At 62.5% G+C, this 21,039-nt stretch carries 24 protein-coding genes; 15 read left to right on the top strand and 9 right to left on the bottom strand.

The annotated features are described in order from the left end of the window. Nucleotides 1–80 precede the first annotated feature (80 nt). From mnmG to mnmE, 3 genes are all read right to left on the bottom strand, one after another. On the bottom strand, nucleotides 81–1,964 hold the full coding sequence (mnmG, locus tag AC5ZGW_RS06605) for a tRNA uridine-5-carboxymethylaminomethyl(34) synthesis enzyme MnmG (protein ID WP_130225502.1): 1,884 nt from the start codon (nucleotides 1,962–1,964) through the stop codon (nucleotides 81–83). A gap of 202 nt (nucleotides 1,965–2,166) precedes the next feature. After that, nucleotides 2,167–2,646, bottom strand: a complete 480-nt coding sequence (locus tag AC5ZGW_RS06610; protein ID WP_130225503.1) for a hypothetical protein — start codon at nucleotides 2,644–2,646, stop codon at nucleotides 2,167–2,169. A gap of 108 nt (nucleotides 2,647–2,754) precedes the next feature. Next, on the bottom strand, nucleotides 2,755–4,089 hold the full coding sequence (gene mnmE, locus AC5ZGW_RS06615; protein ID WP_130225504.1) for a tRNA uridine-5-carboxymethylaminomethyl(34) synthesis GTPase MnmE: 1,335 nt from the start codon (nucleotides 4,087–4,089) through the stop codon (nucleotides 2,755–2,757). Between mnmE and AC5ZGW_RS06620 the strand changes: the two genes are divergently transcribed. Beyond that, complete coding sequence (locus AC5ZGW_RS06620) at nucleotides 3,971–4,285, top strand: hypothetical protein (protein ID WP_165435183.1); 315 nt, start codon at nucleotides 3,971–3,973, stop codon at nucleotides 4,283–4,285. The two genes, mnmE and AC5ZGW_RS06620, sit on opposite strands and share 119 nt — an antisense overlap. Nucleotides 4,286–4,378: 93 nt before the next feature. Here the strand turns inward: AC5ZGW_RS06620 and rho are convergent, their stop codons facing one another. After that, complete coding sequence (gene rho / locus AC5ZGW_RS06625; RefSeq protein ID WP_130225505.1) at nucleotides 4,379–5,644, bottom strand: transcription termination factor Rho; 1,266 nt, start codon at nucleotides 5,642–5,644, stop codon at nucleotides 4,379–4,381. A gap of 258 nt (nucleotides 5,645–5,902) precedes the next feature. Beyond that, nucleotides 5,903–6,325, bottom strand: a complete 423-nt coding sequence (gene hemJ / locus AC5ZGW_RS06630; RefSeq protein WP_130225506.1) for a protoporphyrinogen oxidase HemJ — start codon at nucleotides 6,323–6,325, stop codon at nucleotides 5,903–5,905. A gap of 447 nt (nucleotides 6,326–6,772) precedes the next feature. Between hemJ and AC5ZGW_RS06635 the strand changes: the two genes are divergently transcribed. The 4 genes from AC5ZGW_RS06635 to dnaQ are packed head-to-tail and all read left to right on the top strand — an operon-like array spanning nucleotide 6,773 to nucleotide 9,598. Next, on the top strand, nucleotides 6,773–7,612 hold the full coding sequence (locus AC5ZGW_RS06635; protein ID WP_130225507.1) for a pyruvate, water dikinase regulatory protein: 840 nt from the start codon (nucleotides 6,773–6,775) through the stop codon (nucleotides 7,610–7,612). 10 nt (nucleotides 7,613–7,622) lie between these two features. Then, the gene (locus AC5ZGW_RS06640; protein ID WP_130225544.1) at nucleotides 7,623–8,231 is read left to right on the top strand and encodes a Maf family protein; all 609 of its coding nucleotides are present in this window, start codon (nucleotides 7,623–7,625) and stop codon (nucleotides 8,229–8,231) included. Between the two features lie 25 nt (nucleotides 8,232–8,256). Further along, nucleotides 8,257–8,856, top strand: a complete 600-nt coding sequence (coaE, locus tag AC5ZGW_RS06645; RefSeq protein ID WP_130225508.1) for a dephospho-CoA kinase — start codon at nucleotides 8,257–8,259, stop codon at nucleotides 8,854–8,856. A gap of 31 nt (nucleotides 8,857–8,887) precedes the next feature. Continuing rightward, nucleotides 8,888–9,598: a DNA polymerase III subunit epsilon gene (gene dnaQ / locus AC5ZGW_RS06650; protein WP_130225509.1), complete on the top strand. Its 711-nt coding sequence runs from the start codon at nucleotides 8,888–8,890 to the stop codon at nucleotides 9,596–9,598. A gap of 11 nt (nucleotides 9,599–9,609) precedes the next feature. On the opposite strand, the gene secB is transcribed toward dnaQ, so the two are convergent. Then, nucleotides 9,610–10,104, bottom strand: coding sequence for a protein-export chaperone SecB (gene secB, locus AC5ZGW_RS06655; RefSeq protein WP_028164777.1), 495 nt, complete (start codon nucleotides 10,102–10,104; stop codon nucleotides 9,610–9,612). A 417-nt stretch (nucleotides 10,105–10,521) separates the two neighbouring features. On the opposite strand from secB, the gene AC5ZGW_RS06660 reads away from it, so the two are divergent. The 3 genes from AC5ZGW_RS06660 to AC5ZGW_RS06670 are packed head-to-tail and all read left to right on the top strand — an operon-like array spanning nucleotide 10,522 to nucleotide 13,287. Continuing rightward, nucleotides 10,522–11,220, top strand: a complete 699-nt coding sequence (locus tag AC5ZGW_RS06660) for a Tim44/TimA family putative adaptor protein (protein ID WP_028164778.1) — start codon at nucleotides 10,522–10,524, stop codon at nucleotides 11,218–11,220. Then, nucleotides 11,144–12,703 (top strand): murein transglycosylase A, encoded by a 1,560-nt coding sequence (gene mltA / locus AC5ZGW_RS06665; protein WP_165435185.1) that lies wholly within the window; start codon nucleotides 11,144–11,146, stop codon nucleotides 12,701–12,703. The genes AC5ZGW_RS06660 and mltA overlap by 77 nt, the downstream gene beginning before the upstream one ends. Beyond that, complete coding sequence (locus AC5ZGW_RS06670) at nucleotides 12,700–13,287, top strand: Smr/MutS family protein (protein ID WP_130225510.1); 588 nt, start codon at nucleotides 12,700–12,702, stop codon at nucleotides 13,285–13,287. Before mltA ends, AC5ZGW_RS06670 begins: the two co-directional genes overlap by 4 nt. Before the next feature lie 97 nt (nucleotides 13,288–13,384). On the opposite strand, the gene hslU is transcribed toward AC5ZGW_RS06670, so the two are convergent. The 3 genes from hslU to hslV all read right to left on the bottom strand — a co-directional run bounded on the left by hslU (nucleotide 13,385) and on the right by hslV (nucleotide 15,940). Beyond that, nucleotides 13,385–14,686: an ATP-dependent protease ATPase subunit HslU gene (gene hslU, locus AC5ZGW_RS06675; RefSeq protein WP_130225511.1), complete on the bottom strand. Its 1,302-nt coding sequence runs from the start codon at nucleotides 14,684–14,686 to the stop codon at nucleotides 13,385–13,387. Between the two features lie 89 nt (nucleotides 14,687–14,775). Then, a complete protein-coding gene (locus AC5ZGW_RS06680) occupies nucleotides 14,776–15,258 on the bottom strand; it encodes a GNAT family N-acetyltransferase (protein WP_130225512.1) in 483 nt (160 codons plus the stop codon). A gap of 124 nt (nucleotides 15,259–15,382) precedes the next feature. After that, nucleotides 15,383–15,940, bottom strand: a complete 558-nt coding sequence (gene hslV / locus AC5ZGW_RS06685) for an ATP-dependent protease subunit HslV (protein ID WP_027581383.1) — start codon at nucleotides 15,938–15,940, stop codon at nucleotides 15,383–15,385. A gap of 182 nt (nucleotides 15,941–16,122) precedes the next feature. Here hslV and hisB point away from each other — a divergent pair, with 182 nt between their 5' ends. The 7 genes from hisB (at nucleotide 16,123) to coaA (ending at nucleotide 21,017) form a co-directional block, all read left to right on the top strand. After that, the gene (hisB, locus tag AC5ZGW_RS06690; protein ID WP_130225513.1) at nucleotides 16,123–16,716 is read left to right on the top strand and encodes an imidazoleglycerol-phosphate dehydratase HisB; all 594 of its coding nucleotides are present in this window, start codon (nucleotides 16,123–16,125) and stop codon (nucleotides 16,714–16,716) included. Nucleotides 16,717–16,824: 108 nt separating this feature from the next. Further along, nucleotides 16,825–17,355 carry a DUF2628 domain-containing protein gene (locus AC5ZGW_RS06695; protein ID WP_130225514.1) on the top strand — a complete coding sequence of 177 codons (531 nt, stop codon included), beginning with the start codon at nucleotides 16,825–16,827 and terminating at the stop codon, nucleotides 17,353–17,355. After that, on the top strand, nucleotides 17,352–18,002 hold the full coding sequence (gene hisH / locus AC5ZGW_RS06700) for an imidazole glycerol phosphate synthase subunit HisH (protein ID WP_028164785.1): 651 nt from the start codon (nucleotides 17,352–17,354) through the stop codon (nucleotides 18,000–18,002). The genes AC5ZGW_RS06695 and hisH overlap by 4 nt, the downstream gene beginning before the upstream one ends. Further along, nucleotides 17,999–18,739 carry a 1-(5-phosphoribosyl)-5-[(5-phosphoribosylamino)methylideneamino]imidazole-4-carboxamide isomerase gene (gene hisA, locus AC5ZGW_RS06705; RefSeq protein ID WP_130225515.1) on the top strand — a complete coding sequence of 247 codons (741 nt, stop codon included), beginning with the start codon at nucleotides 17,999–18,001 and terminating at the stop codon, nucleotides 18,737–18,739. Before hisH ends, hisA begins: the two co-directional genes overlap by 4 nt. Before the next feature lie 8 nt (nucleotides 18,740–18,747). Then, nucleotides 18,748–19,524: an imidazole glycerol phosphate synthase subunit HisF gene (gene hisF / locus AC5ZGW_RS06710; RefSeq protein ID WP_028164787.1), complete on the top strand. Its 777-nt coding sequence runs from the start codon at nucleotides 18,748–18,750 to the stop codon at nucleotides 19,522–19,524. 74 nt (nucleotides 19,525–19,598) lie between these two features. Next, nucleotides 19,599–19,922 carry a phosphoribosyl-ATP diphosphatase gene (locus AC5ZGW_RS06715; RefSeq protein WP_130225516.1) on the top strand — a complete coding sequence of 108 codons (324 nt, stop codon included), beginning with the start codon at nucleotides 19,599–19,601 and terminating at the stop codon, nucleotides 19,920–19,922. A gap of 138 nt (nucleotides 19,923–20,060) precedes the next feature. Beyond that, nucleotides 20,061–21,017, top strand: a complete 957-nt coding sequence (gene coaA / locus AC5ZGW_RS06720; protein WP_028164789.1) for a type I pantothenate kinase — start codon at nucleotides 20,061–20,063, stop codon at nucleotides 21,015–21,017. Nucleotides 21,018–21,039: the final 22 nt, after the last annotated feature.

Raw genomic sequence — 21,039 nt, forward strand, 5'->3', positions numbered from 1 at the left:
ATTGGCGCCGTCGTGCTCGGATGAATGGATTGCTTCGCTGCGCTCACAATGACCGTGGCGCGCCGTTTCACGTGAAACGCTTACGCGGTCGCCGTCGCCTTCTTCCGCCGTGCCTCCCGACGCAGGTAAGCGGCCAGAATGCCCAGCGCCGCCGGAGTCATCCCGTCGATCCGCCCTGCCTGACCCACGGTCCGCGGCAGCGCAGCCTTCAGCTTGGCGCGCGCCTCGTTGGAGAGGCCGGGTACATCGTCATAGTCGACGGCGGTCAGGACAAGTCCCTCGTCGCGGCGGAAGGCATCGACGTCTGCGATCTGGCGCTTGAGATAGACATCGTACTTCGCGTCGATCTCCAGGTGCACGGCAGTCGATGGATCGATGACCGACAGCTCCGGCCAGATGCCTCGGAGCGTCGACCACTCCACTTCGGGGTACGACAGCAATTCAAAGGCGGAGCGGCGGACGCCATCGCGGTTCAGCGCCAGCCCGTGTCTTATGGCCTCGTTGGGCGTAATCGAGAGGGACCTGGCCAGCGCCTTGGCGGCATTCAGCGCCGCCATCTTTGCGGTGTGGCGCTTGGAGCGGGCTTCGCCGACGCACCCCAACGCAATCCCCTTATCCGTCAACCGCTGGTCGGCATTGTCGGCCCGCAGCGTCAGCCGGTATTCGGCCCGCGAGGTGAACATGCGATAGGGCTCGGTGATCCCACGCGTGACCAGGTCATCGATCATCACGCCGAGATAGCCGTCGGCGCGGTCGAACACGATTGGATCAGTGCCGCCAGCAGCGAGTGCCGCGTTCAGGCCAGCGACGATCCCCTGCCCGGCTGCTTCCTCGTATCCGGTCGTGCCGTTGATCTGGCCAGCCAGAAACAGTCCGGGCAATCGCTTGGTCTCAAGCGTCGGATCGAGCTCGCGCGGGTCGACATGGTCGTACTCGATCGCGTAGCCCGGCCGGACCATCTTGACCCGCTCAAGGCCGGGGATGGAGGCGAGGATCGCGAGCTGGACCTCTTCCGGAAGTGAGGTCGAGATGCCGTTGGGGTAGACCGTATTGTCGTCGATGCCTTCGGGCTCCAGAAAGATCTGGTGGCCATCGCGATCCCCGAAGCGGACGATCTTATCTTCAATCGAGGGGCAATAGCGCGGCCCAGTGCTCTTGATCTGACCGGAATACATCGGCGAAAGATGCACATTGGCCCGGATTACCTCATGGGTCTTGGGCGTGGTGCGAGTGATCCCGCACTGGATCTGGGGCGTCGTGATCCGGTCCGTCATGATGGAGAACGGCTCAGGTGGATCATCGCCTGGCTGCATCTCGACTGCAGACCAGTCGATCGTGGTGCCATCCAGGCGCGGAGGCGTCCCGGTCTTCAACCGGCCAAGCGTAAAGCCCAGACGCTCGAACGAAGCTGAAAGCCCCATGGCCGGAGCCTCACCGACCCGGCCCGCTGGCCAATTCTTCTCGCCGAGATGGATCAAACCGCGCAGGAAGGTGCCGGTCGTGATCACAACGGCGCCGGCAGAGAGCATCCGCCCGCCTCCGAGGCGAATTCCATTGATGCGGCCATTGGAGGTCAGGAGATCATCCGCCTCGCCCTCGACCACGGTCAGGTTGACGGTCTCAAGGATCGCGGCCTGCATCGCAGCGGCATAGAGCTTGCGGTCGGCCTGAGCGCGCGGCCCACGGACGGCAGGACCCTTGCGGCGGTTCAGCATCCGAAACTGAATGCCGCCGGCATCCGCGACCCGGCCCATCAGGCCGTCGAGAGCGTCAACTTCGCGGACCAGATGACCCTTGCCGAGCCCTCCAATCGCGGGGTTGCAGGACATGGCGCCGATCGTCGAAAAACGATGCGTCACCAGCGCGGTCTTCGCGCCCATCCGGGCAGCCGCACTGGCGGCCTCGCAGCCGGCATGGCCGCCACCGATGACGATGACGTCGAATGAAAGCGATTGGGTAGACATGCGCAAACTTCTAGCGCGGAGCGGTGAAAGTCGAAAGACAAGTTTCAACGAGCCTGATCCGCTGTTTCACGTGAAACAGGGTGCGGTCCTGTGTTCAACCGACCCCCGCGGCCGGGTGTTTCACATGAAACAGTGCCGGCACAGGGCGAAGGTCGAGAACTCACGTCGAGAAGCGCGGCGCCGATGCTGCGCGGTCGGATCGTCAGCTCAGGTTGAAGACGATACCCAAAGCGAGCAAGCCGAACGCCACGGAGGCCAGCGACAGCAACATGTCGATTGCGGCATCCGAGCCCTTAAGCCGGCTCTGCCAGACCTCGACCGATTCATTGGTCCACTTACGGAAGCCGCTGTTAGCCGTCAGTGAAGGTGGCAGTCGTTGATGGTGCCAAGTCCGCCACAGCAGATAAGGCAGCATCACGGCCACCAGCAGGAACAGATTGACGGATTGCGAGAGGAAGTTCGGTGTCGTTCTGACAATCAAACAATATCCAGGCCGCCAGAACGAAGAATTGCGACGAGCCCGATAGCGGCCTTGTAGACCAGCGGATGGAATCCGGAAGGCCTGTCCGGTGGAAGTTCCGTGCGCCCTATTAGCTGTTTTGCCATGGCCGTTCTCCAGCATGTGCGAGGAGCGATCGGCCGCCAACGGTTCGGCAGCACAATGGATAACCAGGGCGGACATGATGCAGTTTAGTTAAGACTCGTTCAGGATTTGCGGGACCTGAGGAGTGAGTACGGTGTCGTTTTCCGGATCGGCTTCCCTGACTCAGTGGCCTAGTGATCCAGCGACCTACTTCCCGACGCAGAATTCCCGAAAGATCACGTCGAGGATGTCCTCGACATCCACGCGGCCGAGAAGCCGTCCGAGACTATAGGCGGCCGCCCGGAGTTCCTCCGCGGCAAGTTCTTCGCCTGCCCCGACCACATCGATCGCCCGCCGCAACGATTCGGCCGTCTCTCGCAACAGCTTGCGCTGCCGCGCCCGGGTAATCAGACCGCCCTCGCCAGATCCGAAGCAGTCGTGCGCAAAGCCGACAAGGGCCGCGATCAGTTCCGAAATCCCTTCCCCGCTCCGAGCAGAGATCCTGAACGTGGCGGACACTGGTTCAGATCCTTGTAGCTCCGATGCCGAAGCATCCAGATCGATCTTGTTACGCACTAACCAGACCGGCGCGGAGCCGTCGTTTGAAACTGTCGCGCTCGTCCTATCGGTGAGCCACAAAACCAGGTCGGCTTCCTCGGCGCGGGCACGCGCACGGCGCACCCCCTCCTGCTCGACCGGATCGTCGGTCTCGCGGATCCCGGCAGTATCGATCACCGTCACCGGGTAACCGTCGAGATCGAGCTGCACTTCGATGGCGTCGCGGGTGGTGCCGGCGTGCGGCGAGACGATCGCGACGTCGCGCCGCGCAAGCTGGTTGATCAGGGTCGACTTGCCGACATTAGGCGGACCCGCGATTGCGACCACCAAACCGTCGCGAAGTCGTTCGCTCTGCGCCTGGGCCGCCAGCACCTGCTGAATTTCGGTCAGCAGCACTTTGACCTTCTTGAGCGCCGGCGCGATCAATTCCGCCGGCACGTCGCCTTCGTCGGAAAAATCGATACCAGCCTCTATCAATGCCGACGCCTCGATGATCTGTGCACGCCAGTCGCGGGCACGATCGCCGAGCAGGCCCTTCAACTGGCGCAGCGCCTGGCGGCGCTGCCGATCGGTGTCGGCATGAATGAGGTCGTCGAGGCCCTCGGCCTCGGTCAGATCGAGCTTGCCGTTCTCGAAGGCGCGGCGGGTGAATTCGCCGGCCTCGGCAGGCCGAACGTCATCAACGCCAGCGAGCGCATTGAACACCGCGCCGAGCACGGCCCGCCCACCATGGACATGAAATTCGGCGACGTCCTCGCCCGTGGCACTCGCGGGCGCTGGGAACCAGAGGACCACCGCATCGTCGATCGGCTGGCCGGTGGCATCCTTCAGCAGCGTTCTGGTCGCCATCCGCGCCGATGGAATCTTGCCGGCCAACTTCACCAATGCCGGACCAGCTTGCGGCCCCGACACCCGGACGATAGCGATCGCACTTGGCGGTCGCCCGGAGGAAAGTGCAAAGATGGTCTGGTCGCGCGGATGCATCGCTTATTTGTTAGCGAACGGCCGGGAAGGCAACGCACAATTCGCGCGTCTCATCATTCGCGCCTACGCTGCATCGCAACAATCAGCCAATCTTGCTGCAGCAATCGTGCAGCAATTTGCTACGAGATCGGCGGCGCCCCATCATCGGCAGATCCGCGAATTGAAGAAGTATAATAATTATCAAATACTTACATAACGGAATTCTGGAACCATGCAGTTATGCTGCAGCTATACCGCAGCATAACCAGATATATTGCACCGCAACATAAGCGGACCTATCGGCCGGCGCTTACGTGTTCATCGAATCGAAGAACTCGGAGTTGCTCTTGGTGTTCCGGAGCTTGTCGAGCAGGAAGTCGATGGCGTCCATCGTGCCCATCGGATTGAGGATCCGGCGCAGCACGTACATCTTCTTCAGGAGCTGCGGATCGGTGATCAGCTCTTCCTTGCGCGTACCGGAGCGCGAGATGTCGATCGCCGGGAAGGTCCGCTTGTCGGAGACCTTGCGGTCGAGGATCAATTCGGAGTTACCGGTTCCCTTGAACTCTTCGAAGATCACTTCGTCCATGCGGCTGCCGGTATCGACCAGCGCGGTGGCGATGATGGTGAGCGAGCCGCCCTCCTCGATGTTGCGGGCGGCACCGAAGAAGCGCTTCGGTCGCTGCAGCGCGTTGGCGTCGACACCGCCGGTCAGCACCTTGCCGGATGACGGCACCACCGTGTTGTAGGCGCGGCCCAGGCGCGTGATCGAGTCGAGCAGGATAACCACGTCGCGGCCATGCTCGACCAAGCGCTTGGCCTTCTCGATCACCATCTCGGCCACCTGGACGTGACGCACGGCCGGTTCGTCGAAGGTCGAGGACACCACCTCACCCTTCACCGAGCGCTGCATGTCGGTGACTTCTTCCGGACGCTCGTCAATCAGAAGCACAATCAGATAGCATTCGGGGTGATTGTGCGTGATCGAATGCGCGATGTTCTGCATTAGCACGGTCTTACCCGTGCGCGGCGGCGCCACGATCAAGGCGCGCTGGCCCTTGCCGATCGGCGCAACGATGTCGATCACCCTTGCAGAAAGGTCTTTTCGCGTCGGGTCATCGATTTCCATCCGAAACCGCTGATTAGGAAACAGCGGCGTCAGGTTGTCGAAATTGACCTTGTGCTTGGACTTCTCAGGGTCCTCGAAATTGAGCGAATTGACCTTCAACAACGCAAAATAGCGCTCGCCCTCTTTCGGGCTGCGGATGTGGCCTTCGATCGTATCGCCGGTGCGCAGGCCGAAGCGGCGGATCTGCGAGGGCGAAACGTAGATGTCGTCAGGGCCCGGCAGATAATTGGCATCGGGCGAACGGAGGAAGCCGAAACCGTCCGACAACACCTCGACGACACCTTCACCGATAATGTCGGTTTCCTGGATCGCGAGCTGTTTGAGGATGGCGAACATCAGCTCCTGCTTGCGCATGGTGCTGGCGTTTTCGACCCCATTTTCCTCGGCAAACGAGACAAGCTCGGCCGGCGTCTTGGACTTGAGGTCTTGAAGTTTGATTTCCCGCATGGGGGTGGTCCTGTGGAGCATTTTTTGAGAAGGGTCTTGCGAGGTGGCTTTGAGAAAAAGCGGACGCAAAAATGAAGGTCCGCAGGTCTAAGCAAGGAAAGCGCCGGTGGGGCTTCAAACCTGATGTGGCGGCCGGCCGTTGATGGAACCGGAACGCGATCACATCCGCCTGCGTGGGGTGGGATTGGGACAAATATAGAAAATCGCTTTGCGCTCCGCAAGAAGGACTGAAGCCTGATTCCTGGGCAAACGGCTCCTCTAGAACGGCTTGACCACCACAAGAATGACGATGCCGATCATCAGGACAGTCGGCACCTCGTTAATAATCCGATAAAATTTCTGGCTTCGGGTATTCCGGTCGGCGGCAAAATCCTTCATCCAGCGGGCAAAAAATCCGTGGACGCCGGAGAGCACGAGCACCAGCAAGAGCTTGCCATGCAGCCAGCCGGAGCTGAACCAGTGACCAGTCCAGGCCAGATAGAGGCCGGCGAGCCAGGTGACGATCATGGCCGGATTGATGATCGCCCTCAGAAGGCGCCGTTCCATGACCTTGAAGGTCTCGGACTGCTTGGAGCCTTTCTCGGCCTCGCAGTGATAGACGAACAGCCGTGGCAGATAGAGCATGCCGGCCATCCAGGAGATGACCGCAATGATGTGCAGCGCCTTGATCCACTCATACATCGTGATCGCCGTGCTCCTGGAACATCTCGGGCAGCCTCGCCGTTTCAAAAGAAGGCCCGCCAGCGAGGTTACGGATACATATCCGCAAGCACCGCTCTCTTAAAACAAATTAATTTTAGAATCTTAGGTTTGAGTCTAAGTGACCGTGAATTTGACTCACACAACGCGATCCCGCCGTTCTCGGGTGCTTGTTCACACCGCTCAACAATTCGGCCCGCACTGTCGCGCAACGGAATATCGCCCAAGGTCTCAAGCGCTTCCGGCGTTCCTTGACCAGCTTATCAAGAGACAAATTCACATATTCTCACTATCATCCCACCGGCACGGCGGACTTGTCCTCGCGGGAGGCGCTGTGAAGAAAAGGTTTAGATATCCCTAAGGCGGCGATCTCAGCTGAAAAGTTGTAGGCAACCTCCACAGGGATTCACAGGATAGACAGAGGTTCTGGTGCCTACATCAGGCAATTACTTTCACCTGCATCTGGTGTCGGACTCAACCGGCGAGACGCTGATCACGGTGGCGCGCGCGGTGGCCGCGCAATACGCCAATGTCTCACCGGTCGAACACGTCTATCCGCTGGTGCGCAGCCAGAAGCAGCTCGACCGCGTGCTCGATGAAATCGAGGAATCGCCCGGCATCGTGCTGTTCACGTTGCTCGAGAAAGATCTCGTCAGCCGGCTGGAAGCCAAATGCAGGGAGATCAACATTCCGAGCCTGTCGATCATTGGGCCGGTGATGCAGTTGTTCGAGGCGTATCTGGGTGCGGCCACTTCGGGTCGGGTCGGCGCGCAGCACGTGCTGAACGCGGAATATTTCAAGCGCATCGATGCGCTGAACTACACGATGATGCATGACGACGGCCAGCATGTCGAAGGCCTTGAGGAGGCTGATGTCGTTCTGGTCGGGGTGTCCCGCACCTCGAAAACGCCGACGTCGATCTATCTCGCCAACCGCGGCATCCGCACCGCAAATGTCCCGCTCGTACCCGGCATTCCGCTGCCGCATCAACTGGAGCACCTGAAGAAACCGCTGGTGGTCAGCCTCCATGCGACGCCGGAGCGCCTGATCCAGGTCCGGCAAAACCGGCTCTTGAGCATGGGCGCGGCGTCCGGCAATGACGAATATATCGACAGGCAGGCGGTTACCGATGAAGTCGCGTTCGCGCGCCGCCTGAGCGCAAAGTTCAACTGGGCGCTGCTGGACGTCACGCGACGTTCGATCGAGGAGACGGCCGCAGCGGTGATGAAGCTCTATAATGACCGCCAGCGGCAACGGCCGCTGGAGTGATTCGGTGGCGATGACGATCTGGCGCGGAAAAAGTCCGCTGATTCTCGCCTCCCAGAGCCGTGCGCGAAAAATGCTGCTGGCCAATGCGGGGATCGCGTTCGAGGCGATGCCGGCGGATATCGACGAACGGGCGATCCAGGAAAATTCAGGCCTTTCGGCGCCGGCGGACATCGCGTTGCTGCTGGCGCGCGAAAAGGCCTTGTTCGTTTCCTCCGGGCGGCCGGGACGATTCGTCGTCGGCGCCGACCAGACCCTGGCGCTCGGCGATCGATTGTTCACCAAACCCGCTGGCCGCGATCAGGCGGCCGAACAATTGCGTGCGCTCGCGGGTCGGGTTCACGAACTGCATTCCGCCGTTGCCGTCGCCCAAGACGGCAAAATACTGTTTGCCGACACCAGCGTGGCACGCATGTCGATGCGCCCGCTTCGCGAGGACGAGATCACCGCCTATCTGGGCCAGGCCGGCGAGGCCGTGACCACCAGCGTCGGCGCCTATCAGCTCGAAAGCCTCGGGGTACATCTGTTCGAGCGCATCGACGGTGACCATTTCACCATCCTCGGCCTGCCGCTATTGTCGCTGTTAGCCTTCCTGCGCAGCGAGAATTTGCTGGCAATCTGACATGTTTGCGAGTGATGACTGAAAGATGCTGATCCTGGGACTGACCGGCTCGATCGGGATGGGGAAATCCACCACCGCGAAACTGTTCGCGGAAGCTGGTGTCCCCGTCTATGACGCCGACGCGACCGTGCACCAACTCTACGAAGGCGAAGCGGTGCCGGCGATCGAAGCTGCCTTCCCCGGCACCACCGCTGATGGCAAGGTGGATCGTGCAAAGCTCTCCGCGCGCGTGGTCCACGATCCAGCGGCGATGAAGCAGCTGGAGCAGATCGTCCACCCGATGCTCGGCGCGTCCCGGCAGAAATTCTTTGCGGATGCGGAAGCCTCCGGCGCGCCCGTCGTGGTCGTCGACGTGCCGCTGCTGTTCGAGACCGGCGGAGAGAAACGGGTCGATGCGGTGGTCGTCGTGACGACCTCGCCGGAAATACAGCGCGAGCGCGTGCTGGCACGGGGCACGATGGACGACGAGAAACTCGATGCGATTCTGGCGCGACAATTGCCCGATGCCGAGAAACGCAAGCGGGCGGATTTTGTGGTGGATACCTCACACGGCCTTGATCCCGTGCGCGCGCAAATCAAGGACATTCTGGCTGAGGTCGTTAAGATGCCGAAGCGGCGAATCTGATTCGCCTGGTATTCTGCGGTCCTAAAAATCCATGCGCGAAATCGTTCTCGATACCGAAACCACCGGCCTTGATCCGCTGCGCGGCGATCGGCTGGTCGAGATCGGTTGCGTCGAGATCTTCAACCGCATGCCGACCGGGCAAACCTACCACGTCTACATCAATCCCGAGCGGGACATGCCGGCCGAGGCTTTCGCCGTTCACGGCCTCTCGACCGAATTCCTGGCCAGCAAGCCGGTGTTCACCGAAGTTGTCGACGAATTCCTGGCGTTCATCGCCGACACTCCGCTGGTGATCCATAACGCTTCGTTCGACATCAGCTTCATCAATGCCGAACTCGATCGAATCAAGCGGCCGGTGATCGCCAAGGATCGGCTGGTCGACACCCTGCTCCTGGCACGCCGGAAACATCCGGGGGTGTCGAATCGGCTCGACGATCTCTGCTCGCGCTATTCGATCGATAATTCCCGCCGCACCAAGCACGGCGCGTTGCTCGATGCCGAGTTGCTGGCGGAGGTTTATGTCGACCTGATCGGGGCGCGGCAATCGCAGCTCATCCTGGCCTCGGAAGCCGAGATCACCCAGGTCGGCCATGGCGATATGCCGCGGCGGCAGCGCGAGATTCCGCTGGTGCCGCGGGTGACCGACGCGGAGCGCGAGGCACACCGCGCCTTCATCGCGACCCTCGGCGACAAGCCGATCTGGAACGAGTACCTGCCGGCGGCGGCCGAAGCCGCCGCGTAGATTCCTTAAGATCAGCTCGGTTTCACGCCGGGTGCCGGGGCGGCTTGTGTCGCTGCCTGCCGCTCCATGTTCTGGCGGTACAGGCCGACGAAATCGACGGGATCCAGCATCAAGGGCGGGAAGCCGCCATCGCGCACGGCGGTGGCGATGATCTCGCGCGCAAACGGGAACAGCAGCCGCGGGCATTCGATCATCACCAGCGGGTGCAGGTTCTCCTGCGGCACATTCAGGATCCGGAACACGCCGGCATATTGCAGATCGAAGCTGAACATCACCTTGCCGGCACTCTCGGCCTTGCCTTCGACCGACAGCGTCACTTCATATTCGCTCTCGGCGAGATTCCTGGCCGAAACATTGATCTGGATATTGATCGCCGGTTGCTGCTCCTGCGGCCCGAGCGAGGCCGGCGCGTTCGGGTTCTCGAACGAGAGATCCTTGGTGTATTGCGCCAGCACGTTGAGCTGGGGCGGGGCCTGCTCGGGGGGTGCGCCGTTGCCGTTGGTCATGGGAAGCTCTCCTGAGCACTGGCGATCGGAGACGGTCTGACGTCCGAAGCCGCAGTTAAGGTTTTGGAAATGCTGGTGCCGGGCGAGTGGCTATCATAGCCCCACACTGCACCACAAGGCGACAGTCCTTGATTGCCAAACCTTCGCCGATTTGGCGCCGAGATCGTCAATCGCGGCTGAAAGGCGGCACCATTTGCGCCCTAAATGTTTGAAGATGCGTGATTTCCAGGCATCATCGGATTTCCCCTCGCGGCCAAAACGCGCTAGAATGGCCGCGCCAAAACGCGCCATTGGCCGAGCGGAGTTTCGTGCCTACATGCTGCGGACTCAATTGGCGAGGTAATCTCCGCCGTTTCCTGAGCGGAACGCCCGCTGGGGGCGGACCGTTGCCGGTGCAGATCAGAAAGCGAACACGACGTGGATATCTACACCATCATTTTCCTGGCGCTGGCCGTCTTCATTTTCCTGCGCCTGCGGAGTGTCCTCGGACAGCGCACCGGCAGCGAGCGGCCCCCCTATGACCGTGCGGCCCCGAATGTGCTGCAGCGGGACAATAATGTCGTCCCGATGCCGGGCTCGGTGATCGACCAGCCGCCTCCGCTGCCGAGCAAGGACGTGACGCCGCCGTCCGACCGCTGGAAGGGAATTGCGGAACCCGGTACGGCGCTGGCGCAGGGGCTGGACGCCATTGTCGCCCAGGACTCCTCGTTCGATCCACGCCATTTCATCTCGGGTGCGCGAAGCGCCTACGAGATGATCGTGCTGGCCTTTGCCAACGGCGATCGCCGCGCCTTGCGCGACCTGCTGTCGAGTGAGGTCTATGACAGCTTCGATGCCGCGATCAAGGATCGCGAGAAGCACGAGCAGAAGACCGAAACCCGCTTCGTCTCGATAGACAAGGCCGAGATTGTCAGCGCGGAAGCACGCGACCGTGCGGCACAGGTCACGGTCCGCTTTGTGTCGCAGATGATTTCCGTCACCCGCGACAAGGCCGGTACCATCGTCGACGGCAACCCGGAAAAGGTCGCCGATATCACCGATGTCTGGACATTCGCCCGCGATACGGCGTCGCGCGATCCGAACTGGAAACTGGTTGGCACTGGAAGCGCCCACTGATCGGCTTCGCCTTGCGCGTCCCACGGCCGCGTGCTGCGCAATCGCTCTTCTATGCTCGACGGCCGCGCTAGAGGCGCGCCCAAGGTCGCCAGCGAAGGCGACCAGGCATTCGGCCGTCCAGCACACCCGTCACCTCCCCTATCCGAACCTGGAGTTGCCGCTGCAGATCAGCAGCAGCCAGTATGAACCGCTGGCCTGGACCGACATGCCGGGCTGGAGCGATGACGATCACCTTGCGGCCTATAAGGCCTTTCGCGCGAGCTGCCGGCCTATCGCCGCCGAGCACGGGCTGCCTTCGGAATCGAAGGCGCTCGGCACCTCGTTGCGCGATCCCTGCCGCATCGCCAAGGGGCCGGAGCTCACCGACGAAGCCAAGGCGAAAGCCTTCTTCGAGGAGCATTTCCTGCCCTTGCGCATCTCGCGGCTCGGCGAGGGCGAGGGTTTCGTCACCGGCTATTACGAGCCGGTGCTGGATGGGTCGCGGACCCAGACCGACGTCTACAACGTGCCGGTCTACCGCCGGCCGTCGAACCTGTTCGTCCGTGGCGCCAAGCAGAGTTCGAGCGGCCTGCCGAACAAGGGCCAGGTATTCCGCAAGATCGGCCGCCGCAAGCTCGTGCCCTACTATGATCGCGCCGAGATCGAGGACGGTGCGATCACCGGCCGCGGCCTCGAGATCTGCTGGCTCAAGGAGCAGACCGATTTGCTATTCGCGCAGATCCAGGGCTCGGCGCGGGTGCGCTTCGAGGACGGCTCGACATTGCGCATCAACTATGATGCCCACAACGGCTATCCCTACACGCCGGTGGGCCGCATCCTGATCGACCGCGGCATCATCCCGAAAGAGCAGATGTCGATGCAGAAGATCAGGGACTGGATGGCGCAGAACCCTGACGGAGCCAAGGAATTGCGGCGGCAGAACCGCTCCTATGTCTTCTTCCGTGAGGTGCAGCTCTCTGACAAGGACGAGGCAGTCGGCGCGCAGGGCGTGCCGCTGACGCCCGGCCGTTCGATCGCGGTCGACAAGGCGCTGCACGTCTATGGCACGCCGTTCTTCATCGAAGGCGAATTGCCGATCGAGTCAGAGCAATCGAAGACGCCGTTCCGCCGCCTGATGATCGCGCAGGATACCGGCTCGGCGATCGTCGGCCCGGCCCGCGCAGACCTTTATTTCGGTGCCGGAGCCGATGCCGGAAAAGTGTCGGGCCGGCTGCGGCACAATATGCGCTTCGTGATGCTGGTGCCGAGGAGCCTCGATCCCGTCGCCCGCGGGCGCAAAATGCCGGTGCCGGATGAGCGGCCGTCGGAAAAGATCGCAAAGCTGTTTCCGCAAGCTGATCCGCAGAAGGAAAAGAGCGCGGCGAAGCCCGCGGATGCATCCGCGTCGACCAGCGCGGTGCCGATGCCGGAGCCGCGGCCCGCCATCAAGACTGATGAGCCGCGGCGTCATCGGCACTACCGCCATTACCGCACCTACAGATGAAGCGTCCCGTTCCGATTGCAGATCCGGCGCCGCCGCGGCGAAGGCGCGCGCTCAGTGAAGAAGAGCGTGCGCTGTGGGAAAGCGTCGCGAAGCAGGTCAAGCCGCTGCGCAAACGCCAACCCGCTGTGAAGACGCATGCCGGACCCGAAGCGGAGACCAAGGCCGCCGCCAAAACTGCAGCGCCGGCGAAACCGATCCCAGTCAAATCAGCACCGGCGCCGCGTCCGCAGACGCCGCCGCCACTGGCACCAATTGGCCGCCGCGAGCGCGCGCAACTGTCGCGCGGCAAGAAGGAGATCGACGCCCGGCTCGACCTGCACGGCATGACGCAGACGCGCGCGCATCGCGTGCTGCTCACGTTCTTGCAACGCGCGCACAGCGACGGGCTGACTTTCGTGCTCGTCATCACCGGCAAGGGCAAAGCCGGCGGCGGCGATTCCGAGCGTGGCGTGCTGCGCCGCCAGGTGCCGCAATGGCTGAGCCTGCCCGAATTCCGCGCGCTCGTCGTCGGTTTCGAGGAAGCCCATATCGGCCACGGTGGCGAGGGCGCGCTCTACGTGCGCGTGCGGCGCGCGAGGGTCTAGTCGATCCGTCATTGCGAGGAGCGAAGCGACGAAGCAATCCATCTCTCCGCAAGTGGAGAGATGGATTGCTTCGCTTCGCTCGCAATGACGGTTGGTCTTACAAAATGAACCGGCTCAAATCGGCGTTCTTGGCGAGGTCGCCGACATGCTTGCGCACATAATCGGCATCGACCGTGATGGTGTCGCCGTGGCGATCGGGCGCGGTGAAGGAGATTTCGTCCAGCACCCGCTCCATCACCGTCTGCAGCCGCCGCGCGCCGATATTCTCGACGGTGGAGTTGACGGCCACGGCGACGTCGGCGAGCTCGTCGATCGCGGAGTCGGTAATCTCGAGTTTCACGCCTTCGGTCTGCATCAGCGCGACATATTGCTTGATCAGCGACGCCTCAGGCTCGGTCAGGATGCGGCGCATGTCGTCGCGCGTCAGCGCCTGCAATTCGACGCGGATCGGCAGGCGCCCCTGCAGCTCCGGCAGCAGGTCAGAGGGTTTTGCGATATGGAATGCGCCGGAGGCGATGAACAGGATGTGATCGGTCTTCACCGGGCCGTGCTTGGTTGTAACAGTAGTGCCCTCGATCAGCGGCAGCAGGTCGCGCTGCACGCCTTCGCGCGAGACGTCGCCGCCGGCGCGATTTTCGCGCACGCAGATCTTGTCGATCTCGTCGAGGAACACGATGCCGTTGTTCTCGACCGCATTGATCGCTTCCTGCACCAGTTGGTCGGTGTCGAGCAGCTTGTCGGATTCCTCGTTGACGAGGATTTCGTGCGAGCCCGCCACCGTCAGACGCCGGGTCTTGGTGCGGCCACCCATCTTGCCGAAGATGTCGCCGATTGAAATCGCGCCCATTTGCGCGCCCGGCATGCCCGGAATCTCGAACATCGGGAAGCCGCCGGAGGACTGCGTCTCGATCTCGATCTCCTTGTCGTTCAATTCGCCGGCGCGCAATTTCTTGCGGAAGGATTCGCGCGTCGCCGGGCTCGAGCCCGGTCCGACCAGGGCGTCCAGCACGCGCTCCTCGGCGGCAAGTTGCGCCCGCGCATGCACGTCCTTCCGCTTGCGCTCCCGGATCAGCGCAATCGCGACCTCGACGAGATCGCGCACGATCTGCTCGACATCGCGGCCGACATAACCGACCTCGGTGAATTTGGTGGCTTCGACCTTGAGGAACGGCGCGCCGGCAAGCTTTGCCAGTCGTCGCGCTATTTCCGTCTTGCCGACGCCGGTCGGCCCGATCATCAGGATGTTCTTCGGCAGCACTTCCTCGCGCAGGGAACCGGAAAGCTGCAGTCGCCGCCAGCGGTTACGCAAGGCAATGGAGACCGCACGCTTGGCGTCGGTCTGGCCGACGATGAAACGGTCGAGTTCGGAAACGATTTCGCGGGGGGAGAAGTCGGTCATGTCACCTAGCTAGGGGTTCAAGGCTGCGAGAGCAAGCTGAGGTTAGATCGCCGTCGGGCTGGAAATCATGTCGAGTTCGTAATCTGCGGTCATGCGTCACAGACCATCAGGAGCGCCGGGCCGTCGGGCGTGTGGATCATGCGGACTTTCTCAAATCCGGCTTTTTCATAGGCGCGCACGGCGCGAGCATTGTTCGGATCGGGATCGGTGACGATGCGCGGCGCGCCCTGCCCCAACCGCTCGATGACGAAGCGGCGGATTAATGCCGAGCCGTGTCCGCGCCCGATCATGTCGGGCTCGCCGATGAAGAGATCGATGCCGCGCGTGCCTTCGGGATGTGCTCCGAAGCCTTCATTCCAGGCCGTCAGCGCGTAGCACTGCAGGTAAGCGAAATCGTTGCCATCGGCGGAGATGATGAACTGGTCCATTGCCGGCTCATCGAGATCGCCACTCACCAGCGCATATTGCTCGGATGGATCGCCCCACCATTCCCGGACATGCGGTAGCGCCAGCCAGCGCTCGATCAGCGCAAGGTCGGCCGTCGTCATTTCCCGGAAGGTGTAGAGTCCCATGAGATCATGATCCGGTTGGGTTGAATCGGATCATGATCTCATTTCTTTGTCCGAGCATGATCTCCGCGCAAACGCTTCGCGCTTGTCGCGAGGAAAACCGGTTCCCACTTTTCCGGATCATGCTTCAGCCGCCCAGCGTCTCGATCGTCACGTTACGGTTGGTATAGACGCAGATGTCGGCTGCGATATCGAGCGAGCGGCGCACGATCGCCTCGGCATCCTTGTCGCTGTCGATCAAGGCGCGCGCCGCGGCCAATGCGTAATTGCCGCCCGAGCCGATCGCCATGACGCCGGCTTCCGGCTCCAGCACGTCGCCGGTTCCGGTGAGGACGAGCGAGACGTCCTTGTCGGCCACGATCATCATCGCCTCCAGCCGCCGCAGATAGCGGTCGGTCCGCCAGTCCTTGGCCAGCTCCACAGCCGCCCGGGTCAGTTGCCCCGGATATTGCTCGAGCTTGCTTTCCAGCCGCTCGAACAGCGTGAAGGCATCGGCAGTGGCGCCGGCAAAGCCGCCGATCACGTCGCCCTTGCCGATCCTGCGCACTTTCTTGGCATTGGCCTTGATCACGGTCTGGCCGATCGAGACCTGTCCGTCGCCGCCGATCACCACCTTGCCGCCCTTGCGGACGGTGACGATCGTGGTGCCGTGCCAGACGGTCGGCTCGTTTGGGGATGCTTGCATGGGGTACCTCATTGTCCGAGCAGATTTAGGCGGTCGGCCAGTGGCTTACAATCGGGTCATTTGAGGCCGGTTTGGTCACCATGGCCGCAACTTGGCCGTTTTTGGTGTCATCCCGCAGTAGCGAAGGGGTCATCGGCCTGTTAAAAGACGCCCGTTTTTCGGCACGGGAAAGCTCAATTTTCATGCGCACGGCGACGATCAAGCGCAAGACCAAGGAGACCGACATCGAGGTGGCGGTCAACCTCGACGGGTCGGGTGTGTCCCAGGTTTCGACTGGGATCGGCTTCTTTGACCATATGCTCGACCTCCTGGCGCGGCATTCGCGCATCGATATCACGGTCAGGGCAGAGGGCGATCTCCACGTCGATTACCACCACACCACCGAGGATGTCGGGATTGCGCTCGGACAGGCTGTGAAACAGGCGCTCGGCAACATGGCGGGCATCACCCGCTATGCCTCGATCCACATGCCGATGGACGAAACGCTGTCGCGCGTGGTGATCGACATTTCGGGCCGTCCGGTGCTGGTGTTCAAGGTCGCCTTCCCCCGCGACAAGATCGGCGAGTTCGACACCGAGCTGGTGCGCGAATGGTTCAATGCGTTTGCGATGAACGCCGGCGTGACTTTGCACGTCGAGACCCTATATGGCGAGAACAGCCATCATATCGCCGAATCCTGTTTCAAGGGTCTTGCGAGAGCGCTTCGCGCGGCTGTCGCGATCGATCCGCAGGCCGCGGGCGAAGTGCCCTCCACCAAGGGCAAGCTCGGCGGCTGATCTTTCGGGCGTGGCCCGGAAAACTCGGTCCCGGCTTTCCCTCGCGACAAACGCCAAGCGTTTGCGCGGAGATCATGCCAAACCAAAACTTCGCGGCGGAGAGTTTTGATGCCGGTCTACACAGTGCATGCCCCCGTAGGGAACAATGCCGATCTTGCGGCAACCGACAAGTTCACTTTCGTGCGCGACGGCTTTCATTTCTGGGCGGCGGTTGCGAGCGTGATCTGGCTGGCTTGGCACCGGCTGTGGCTGGCGCTGATCGGCTGGGTCGTGCTGATGGCGGCCGTCGATTACGGCCTGGCAAAGCTCGGCATCGGCCGCGGCACGATCCTGGCCGTCGATGTCGTGCTGGCGCTGCTCTTGGGATTCGAGGCGGCAAGCCTGAAGCGCTGGACGTTGTCGCGCGGCAGATGGCGCCAGCTCGACATCGTTGTGGCCGATGACGAGGAATCCGCCGAGCGCCGCTTTTTCGATCGCTGGACCGCAGCGCATCGCGGCGTCGTCAACGACCAATGGTCGGTCGACCGCGGTGGCCCGCCGCCGACGCGGAACAGCCCGGGCCAGCCGTTCTCCAAGCCGCCGCCGCTGCCGCAGGGCGGCATTATCGGGTTGTTTCCAGAGCCGGGAGGATCGCGATGACGGTTGCCATCATCGATTATGGCTCGGGCAACCTGCACTCCGCGGCGAAAGCGTTCGAGCGCGCCGCGCGCAGCATGGAAGATCCGCAGAAGATCATGGTGACGCGCGATCCCGATGCGGTGTTCCGCGCCGACCGCATCGTGCTGCCGGGCGTCGGCGCCTTCGCCGATTGCCGCAAAGGCCTCGATGCGCTCGACGGCATGCTCGAGGCCTTGACGGAAGCTGTGCGGGTCAAGGCGCGGCCGTTCTTCGGCATCTGCGTCGGCATGCAGTTGATGGCGACGCGCGGCAAGGAGCATGTGACGACCGACGGCTTCAACTGGGTCGCCGGCGACGTCGAGAAGATCCAGCCCCGCGAGGAGAACCTGAAGATCCCGCACATGGGCTGGAACACGCTCGAAGTGCTGCGCGAGCATCCCGTGCTGGAGCGCCTGCCCCTTGGGCCGGACGGCCGCCACGCTTACTTCGTGCACTCCTATCACCTTAACGCGGCCAATGAGCAGGACGTGCTGGCGCGCGCCGATTACGGCGGGCCGGTCACAGCCGTCGTTGCAAAAGACACCGCGATCGGCACACAGTTTCACCCCGAGAAGAGCCAGCGCTTCGGGCTGGCGCTGATCTCGAATTTCCTGAAGTGGAAGCCGTGATCCTCTTTCCTGCCATAGACCTCAAGAACGGACAGTGCGTGCGCCTGGAGCAGGGCGACATGGCGCGCGCCACCGTGTTCAATCTCGATCCGGCGGCGCAGGCGCGTGCCTTCGCCGAGCAGGGATTCGAATATCTGCATGTCGTCGATCTCGACGGCGCCTTCGCCGGCAAGCCGATGAATGCGCGGGCCGTCGAGGCGATGCTGAAGGCGGTGACGATGCCGGTGCAGCTTGGCGGCGGCATCCGCGATCTCCGGACCGTGGAAGCCTGGCTCGATAAGGGCGTGGCGCGCGTCATCATCGGCACCGCGGCGGTACGTGACCCCGAGCTCGTCAGGGGCGCCGCGAAGAAGTATCCCGGCCGCGTCGCCGTCGGCCTCGACGCGCGCGACGGCAAGGTCGCGGTTCAGGGCTGGGCGGAGACCTCTGAGGTGACGGCGCTCGAGATCGCCCGGCGTTTCGAGGATGCCGGCGTTGCCGCGATCATCTTCACCGACATCGCCCGCGACGGTCTTTTGAAGGGCCTCAACCTCGAGGCCACGATCGCCCTTGCCGAGAGCATCTCGATCCCCGTGATCGCGTCCGGCGGCTTTGCTTCGATCGATGATGTGAAGGGATTGCTGGAGCCACGCGCCAAGAAACTCGCCGGCGCCATTGTTGGCCGCGCGCTCTATGACGGCCGACTCGATCCCGACGCCGCGCTAAAACTGATCCGCAGCGCCAGCGCCGCGGCTTAGGAGACGACATGTTCAAAGTCCGCGTCATTCCCTGCCTCGACGTCAAGGACGGCCGTGTGGTCAAGGGCGTCAATTTCGTCGATCTGCGCGACGCCGGCGACCCCGTGGAGGCGGCGATCGCCTATGATGCCGCCGGCGCCGACGAGCTCTGCTTCCTCGACATCACCGCGACCCATGAAAATCGCGGCACCATGCTGGACGTGGTACGGCGGACCGCCGAGGCCTGCTTCATGCCGCTCACCGTCGGCGGCGGCGTCCGCACCATCGACGACATCCGCACGCTGCTGCGCTCCGGTGCGGACAAGGTGTCGATCAATTCCGCGGCGGTCAGCCGTCGCGAATTCGTGAAAGAGGGTGCCGAAAAGTTCGGCGAGCAGTGCATCGTGGTCGCGATCGACGCCAAGCGGGTCAATCGTGCCGGCGGTTCCGACCGCTGGGAAATCTTCACCCATGGCGGGCGCAAGCCCACCGGCATCGAGGCGATCGAATATGCCCAGGAGGTGGTCTCGCTCGGCGCCGGCGAGATCCTGCTGACGTCGATGGATCGGGACGGCACAAGGCAGGGCTTCGACCTTGAGCTGACGCAGGCGATCGCTGACAGTGTCCCCGTACCTGTCATCGCGTCCGGCGGGGTCGGCAACCTCGACCATCTCGTCGACGGGATCAGGAAGGGTCACGCCACCGCGGTCCTGGCCGCGTCGATATTCCATTTCGGCGAATTTACCATTCGCCAAGCCAAGGAGCACATGGTGCGTGCAGGGCTGCCCATGCGTCTCGATCCCTAGGACTCGCCGTCACAAAAGTGCTAAGTCCCCTCCGGGGGAAATTGCCGGCGTCCGGCCGGTCTGGGTGCTTGAGTATGTCGCGTTTCACGGTCCACGATCTGGCCGCCATCATCGATGCCCGCGCAGCGTCGGGGGGAGAGGCGTCCTATACCAAGAAGCTGCTCGACAAGGGCGCAGAGCATTGTGCCAAGAAGCTCGGCGAGGAAGCGGTCGAGACCGTGATCGCCGCGATCGAGAACGATCGCAATCATCTCATCGCCGAAAGTGCCGATCTGGTGTTTCACCTGCTGGTGCTGCTGAAGGCCCGCGGCGTGAAGCTCGAGGACGTCGAGGCGGCGCTGGCGCAGCGCACATCCATGTCCGGCTTGGAAGAGAAAGCGGCGCGCAAGCGTGACTAAAGCGTTTTCGAGCGAAGTGGACACCGGTTCGCGTGAAGAAAACGCGTCAAAAGAAGAATCTAGGGCATGATCCGGAAAAGTGGGCACCGGTTTTCCGAAAAGATCATGCCCAAGCAATAGTTCAGTTAGGGCACGGCCATGGATATTCAGGCACCCGACCAGCAATATAATCCGTACCGGATCTTCTCGCGCGAGCAATGGGCGAAATTGCGCGACGATACGCCGATGACGCTGGAGCCAGGCGAATTCGAGCGGCTGCGCTCGATGCATGATCGGCTCGACATCCACGAGGTCGAGGACATCTATCTGCCGCTGTCGCGGCTGCTGTCGATCTATGTCGACTCCACGCAGCGGCTCTATTACGCGCAGCGCCAATTCCTCGGCATCCAGGACCGCAAGATGCCCTATATCATCGGCGTCGCGGGATCGGTCGCGGTCGGCAAGTCCACCACGGCTCGCGTGCTGCAGGCGCTGCTCGCGCGCTGGTCGCCGCGACCCAAGGTCGATCTCGTCACCACAGACGGCTTCCTCTATCCCAACGCCGTGCTCGAGCGTCTGGGATTGATGCAGAAGAAGGGCTTTCCGGAAAGCTACGACCAGCAATTGCTGCTCTCGTTCGTGAGCGACATCAAGGCCGGACGGCGGCCGGTGCGCGCGCCGGTTTATTCGCACCTGACCTACGACATCGTTCCGAACCAATTCATCGAGATCGATCGTCCCGACATCCTGATCGTCGAAGGTGTCAATGTGCTGCAGACGAGCCGCTTGCCGCGCGACGGCAAGGCGGTGCCGGTGGTTTCCGACTTCTTCGATTTCTCTGTCTATATCGATGCCGATGAGCCGGTGTTGCGCGAGTGGTACGTCAAGCGTTTCCTTGCCCTGCGCGACACCGCGTTCCACGACCCGCGCTCCTATTTCCACCGCTATGCCGTGCTGTCGGACGAAGAGGCCACCGCCACCGCGATCGCGATCTGGGAACGCACCAACCGCGCTAATCTCGAGGACAACATCCTGCCGACCCGTCCGCGCGCGACGCTGATCCTGAAGAAGGGTGCCGACCACGTGGTGGAGACGGTCGCGCTGCGGCGGTTATAATTCGCTGTCGCCCGGCATCGTC

The sequence above is a fragment of the Bradyrhizobium sp. Crot121 genome, assembly GCF_059512385.1.

Bases quoted from the DNA above. Each gene is read 5' to 3' on its own strand.
- AC5ZGW_RS06640 (WP_130225544.1), top strand. From the start codon at position 7,623: ATGACGATCTGGCGCGGAAAAAGTCCGCTGATTCTCGCCTCCCAGAGC.
- AC5ZGW_RS06715 (WP_130225516.1), top strand. From the start codon at position 19,599: ATGTCGCGTTTCACGGTCCACGATCTGGCCGCCATCATCGATGCCCGC.
- mnmG (WP_130225502.1), bottom strand. From the start codon at position 1,964: ATGTCTACCCAATCGCTTTCATTCGACGTCATCGTCATCGGTGGCGGC.
- AC5ZGW_RS06680 (WP_130225512.1), bottom strand. From the start codon at position 15,258: ATGGGACTCTACACCTTCCGGGAAATGACGACGGCCGACCTTGCGCTG.
- hslV (WP_027581383.1), bottom strand. From the start codon at position 15,940: ATGCAAGCATCCCCAAACGAGCCGACCGTCTGGCACGGCACCACGATC.
- AC5ZGW_RS06670 (WP_130225510.1), top strand. From the start codon at position 12,700: ATGAAGCGTCCCGTTCCGATTGCAGATCCGGCGCCGCCGCGGCGAAGG.
- coaA (WP_028164789.1), top strand. From the start codon at position 20,061: ATGGATATTCAGGCACCCGACCAGCAATATAATCCGTACCGGATCTTC.
- hisB (WP_130225513.1), top strand. From the start codon at position 16,123: ATGCGCACGGCGACGATCAAGCGCAAGACCAAGGAGACCGACATCGAG.
- dnaQ (WP_130225509.1), top strand. From the start codon at position 8,888: ATGCGCGAAATCGTTCTCGATACCGAAACCACCGGCCTTGATCCGCTG.
- AC5ZGW_RS06610 (WP_130225503.1), bottom strand. From the start codon at position 2,646: ATGTCCGCCCTGGTTATCCATTGTGCTGCCGAACCGTTGGCGGCCGAT.
- coaE (WP_130225508.1), top strand. From the start codon at position 8,257: ATGCTGATCCTGGGACTGACCGGCTCGATCGGGATGGGGAAATCCACC.
- hisH (WP_028164785.1), top strand. From the start codon at position 17,352: ATGACGGTTGCCATCATCGATTATGGCTCGGGCAACCTGCACTCCGCG.
- AC5ZGW_RS06695 (WP_130225514.1), top strand. From the start codon at position 16,825: ATGCCGGTCTACACAGTGCATGCCCCCGTAGGGAACAATGCCGATCTT.
- mltA (WP_165435185.1), top strand. From the start codon at position 11,144: ATGTCTGGACATTCGCCCGCGATACGGCGTCGCGCGATCCGAACTGGA.
- hslU (WP_130225511.1), bottom strand. From the start codon at position 14,686: ATGACCGACTTCTCCCCCCGCGAAATCGTTTCCGAACTCGACCGTTTC.
- mnmE (WP_130225504.1), bottom strand. From the start codon at position 4,089: ATGCATCCGCGCGACCAGACCATCTTTGCACTTTCCTCCGGGCGACCG.
- secB (WP_028164777.1), bottom strand. From the start codon at position 10,104: ATGACCAACGGCAACGGCGCACCCCCCGAGCAGGCCCCGCCCCAGCTC.
- hisF (WP_028164787.1), top strand. From the start codon at position 18,748: ATGTTCAAAGTCCGCGTCATTCCCTGCCTCGACGTCAAGGACGGCCGT.
- hemJ (WP_130225506.1), bottom strand. From the start codon at position 6,325: ATGTATGAGTGGATCAAGGCGCTGCACATCATTGCGGTCATCTCCTGG.
- rho (WP_130225505.1), bottom strand. From the start codon at position 5,644: ATGCGGGAAATCAAACTTCAAGACCTCAAGTCCAAGACGCCGGCCGAG.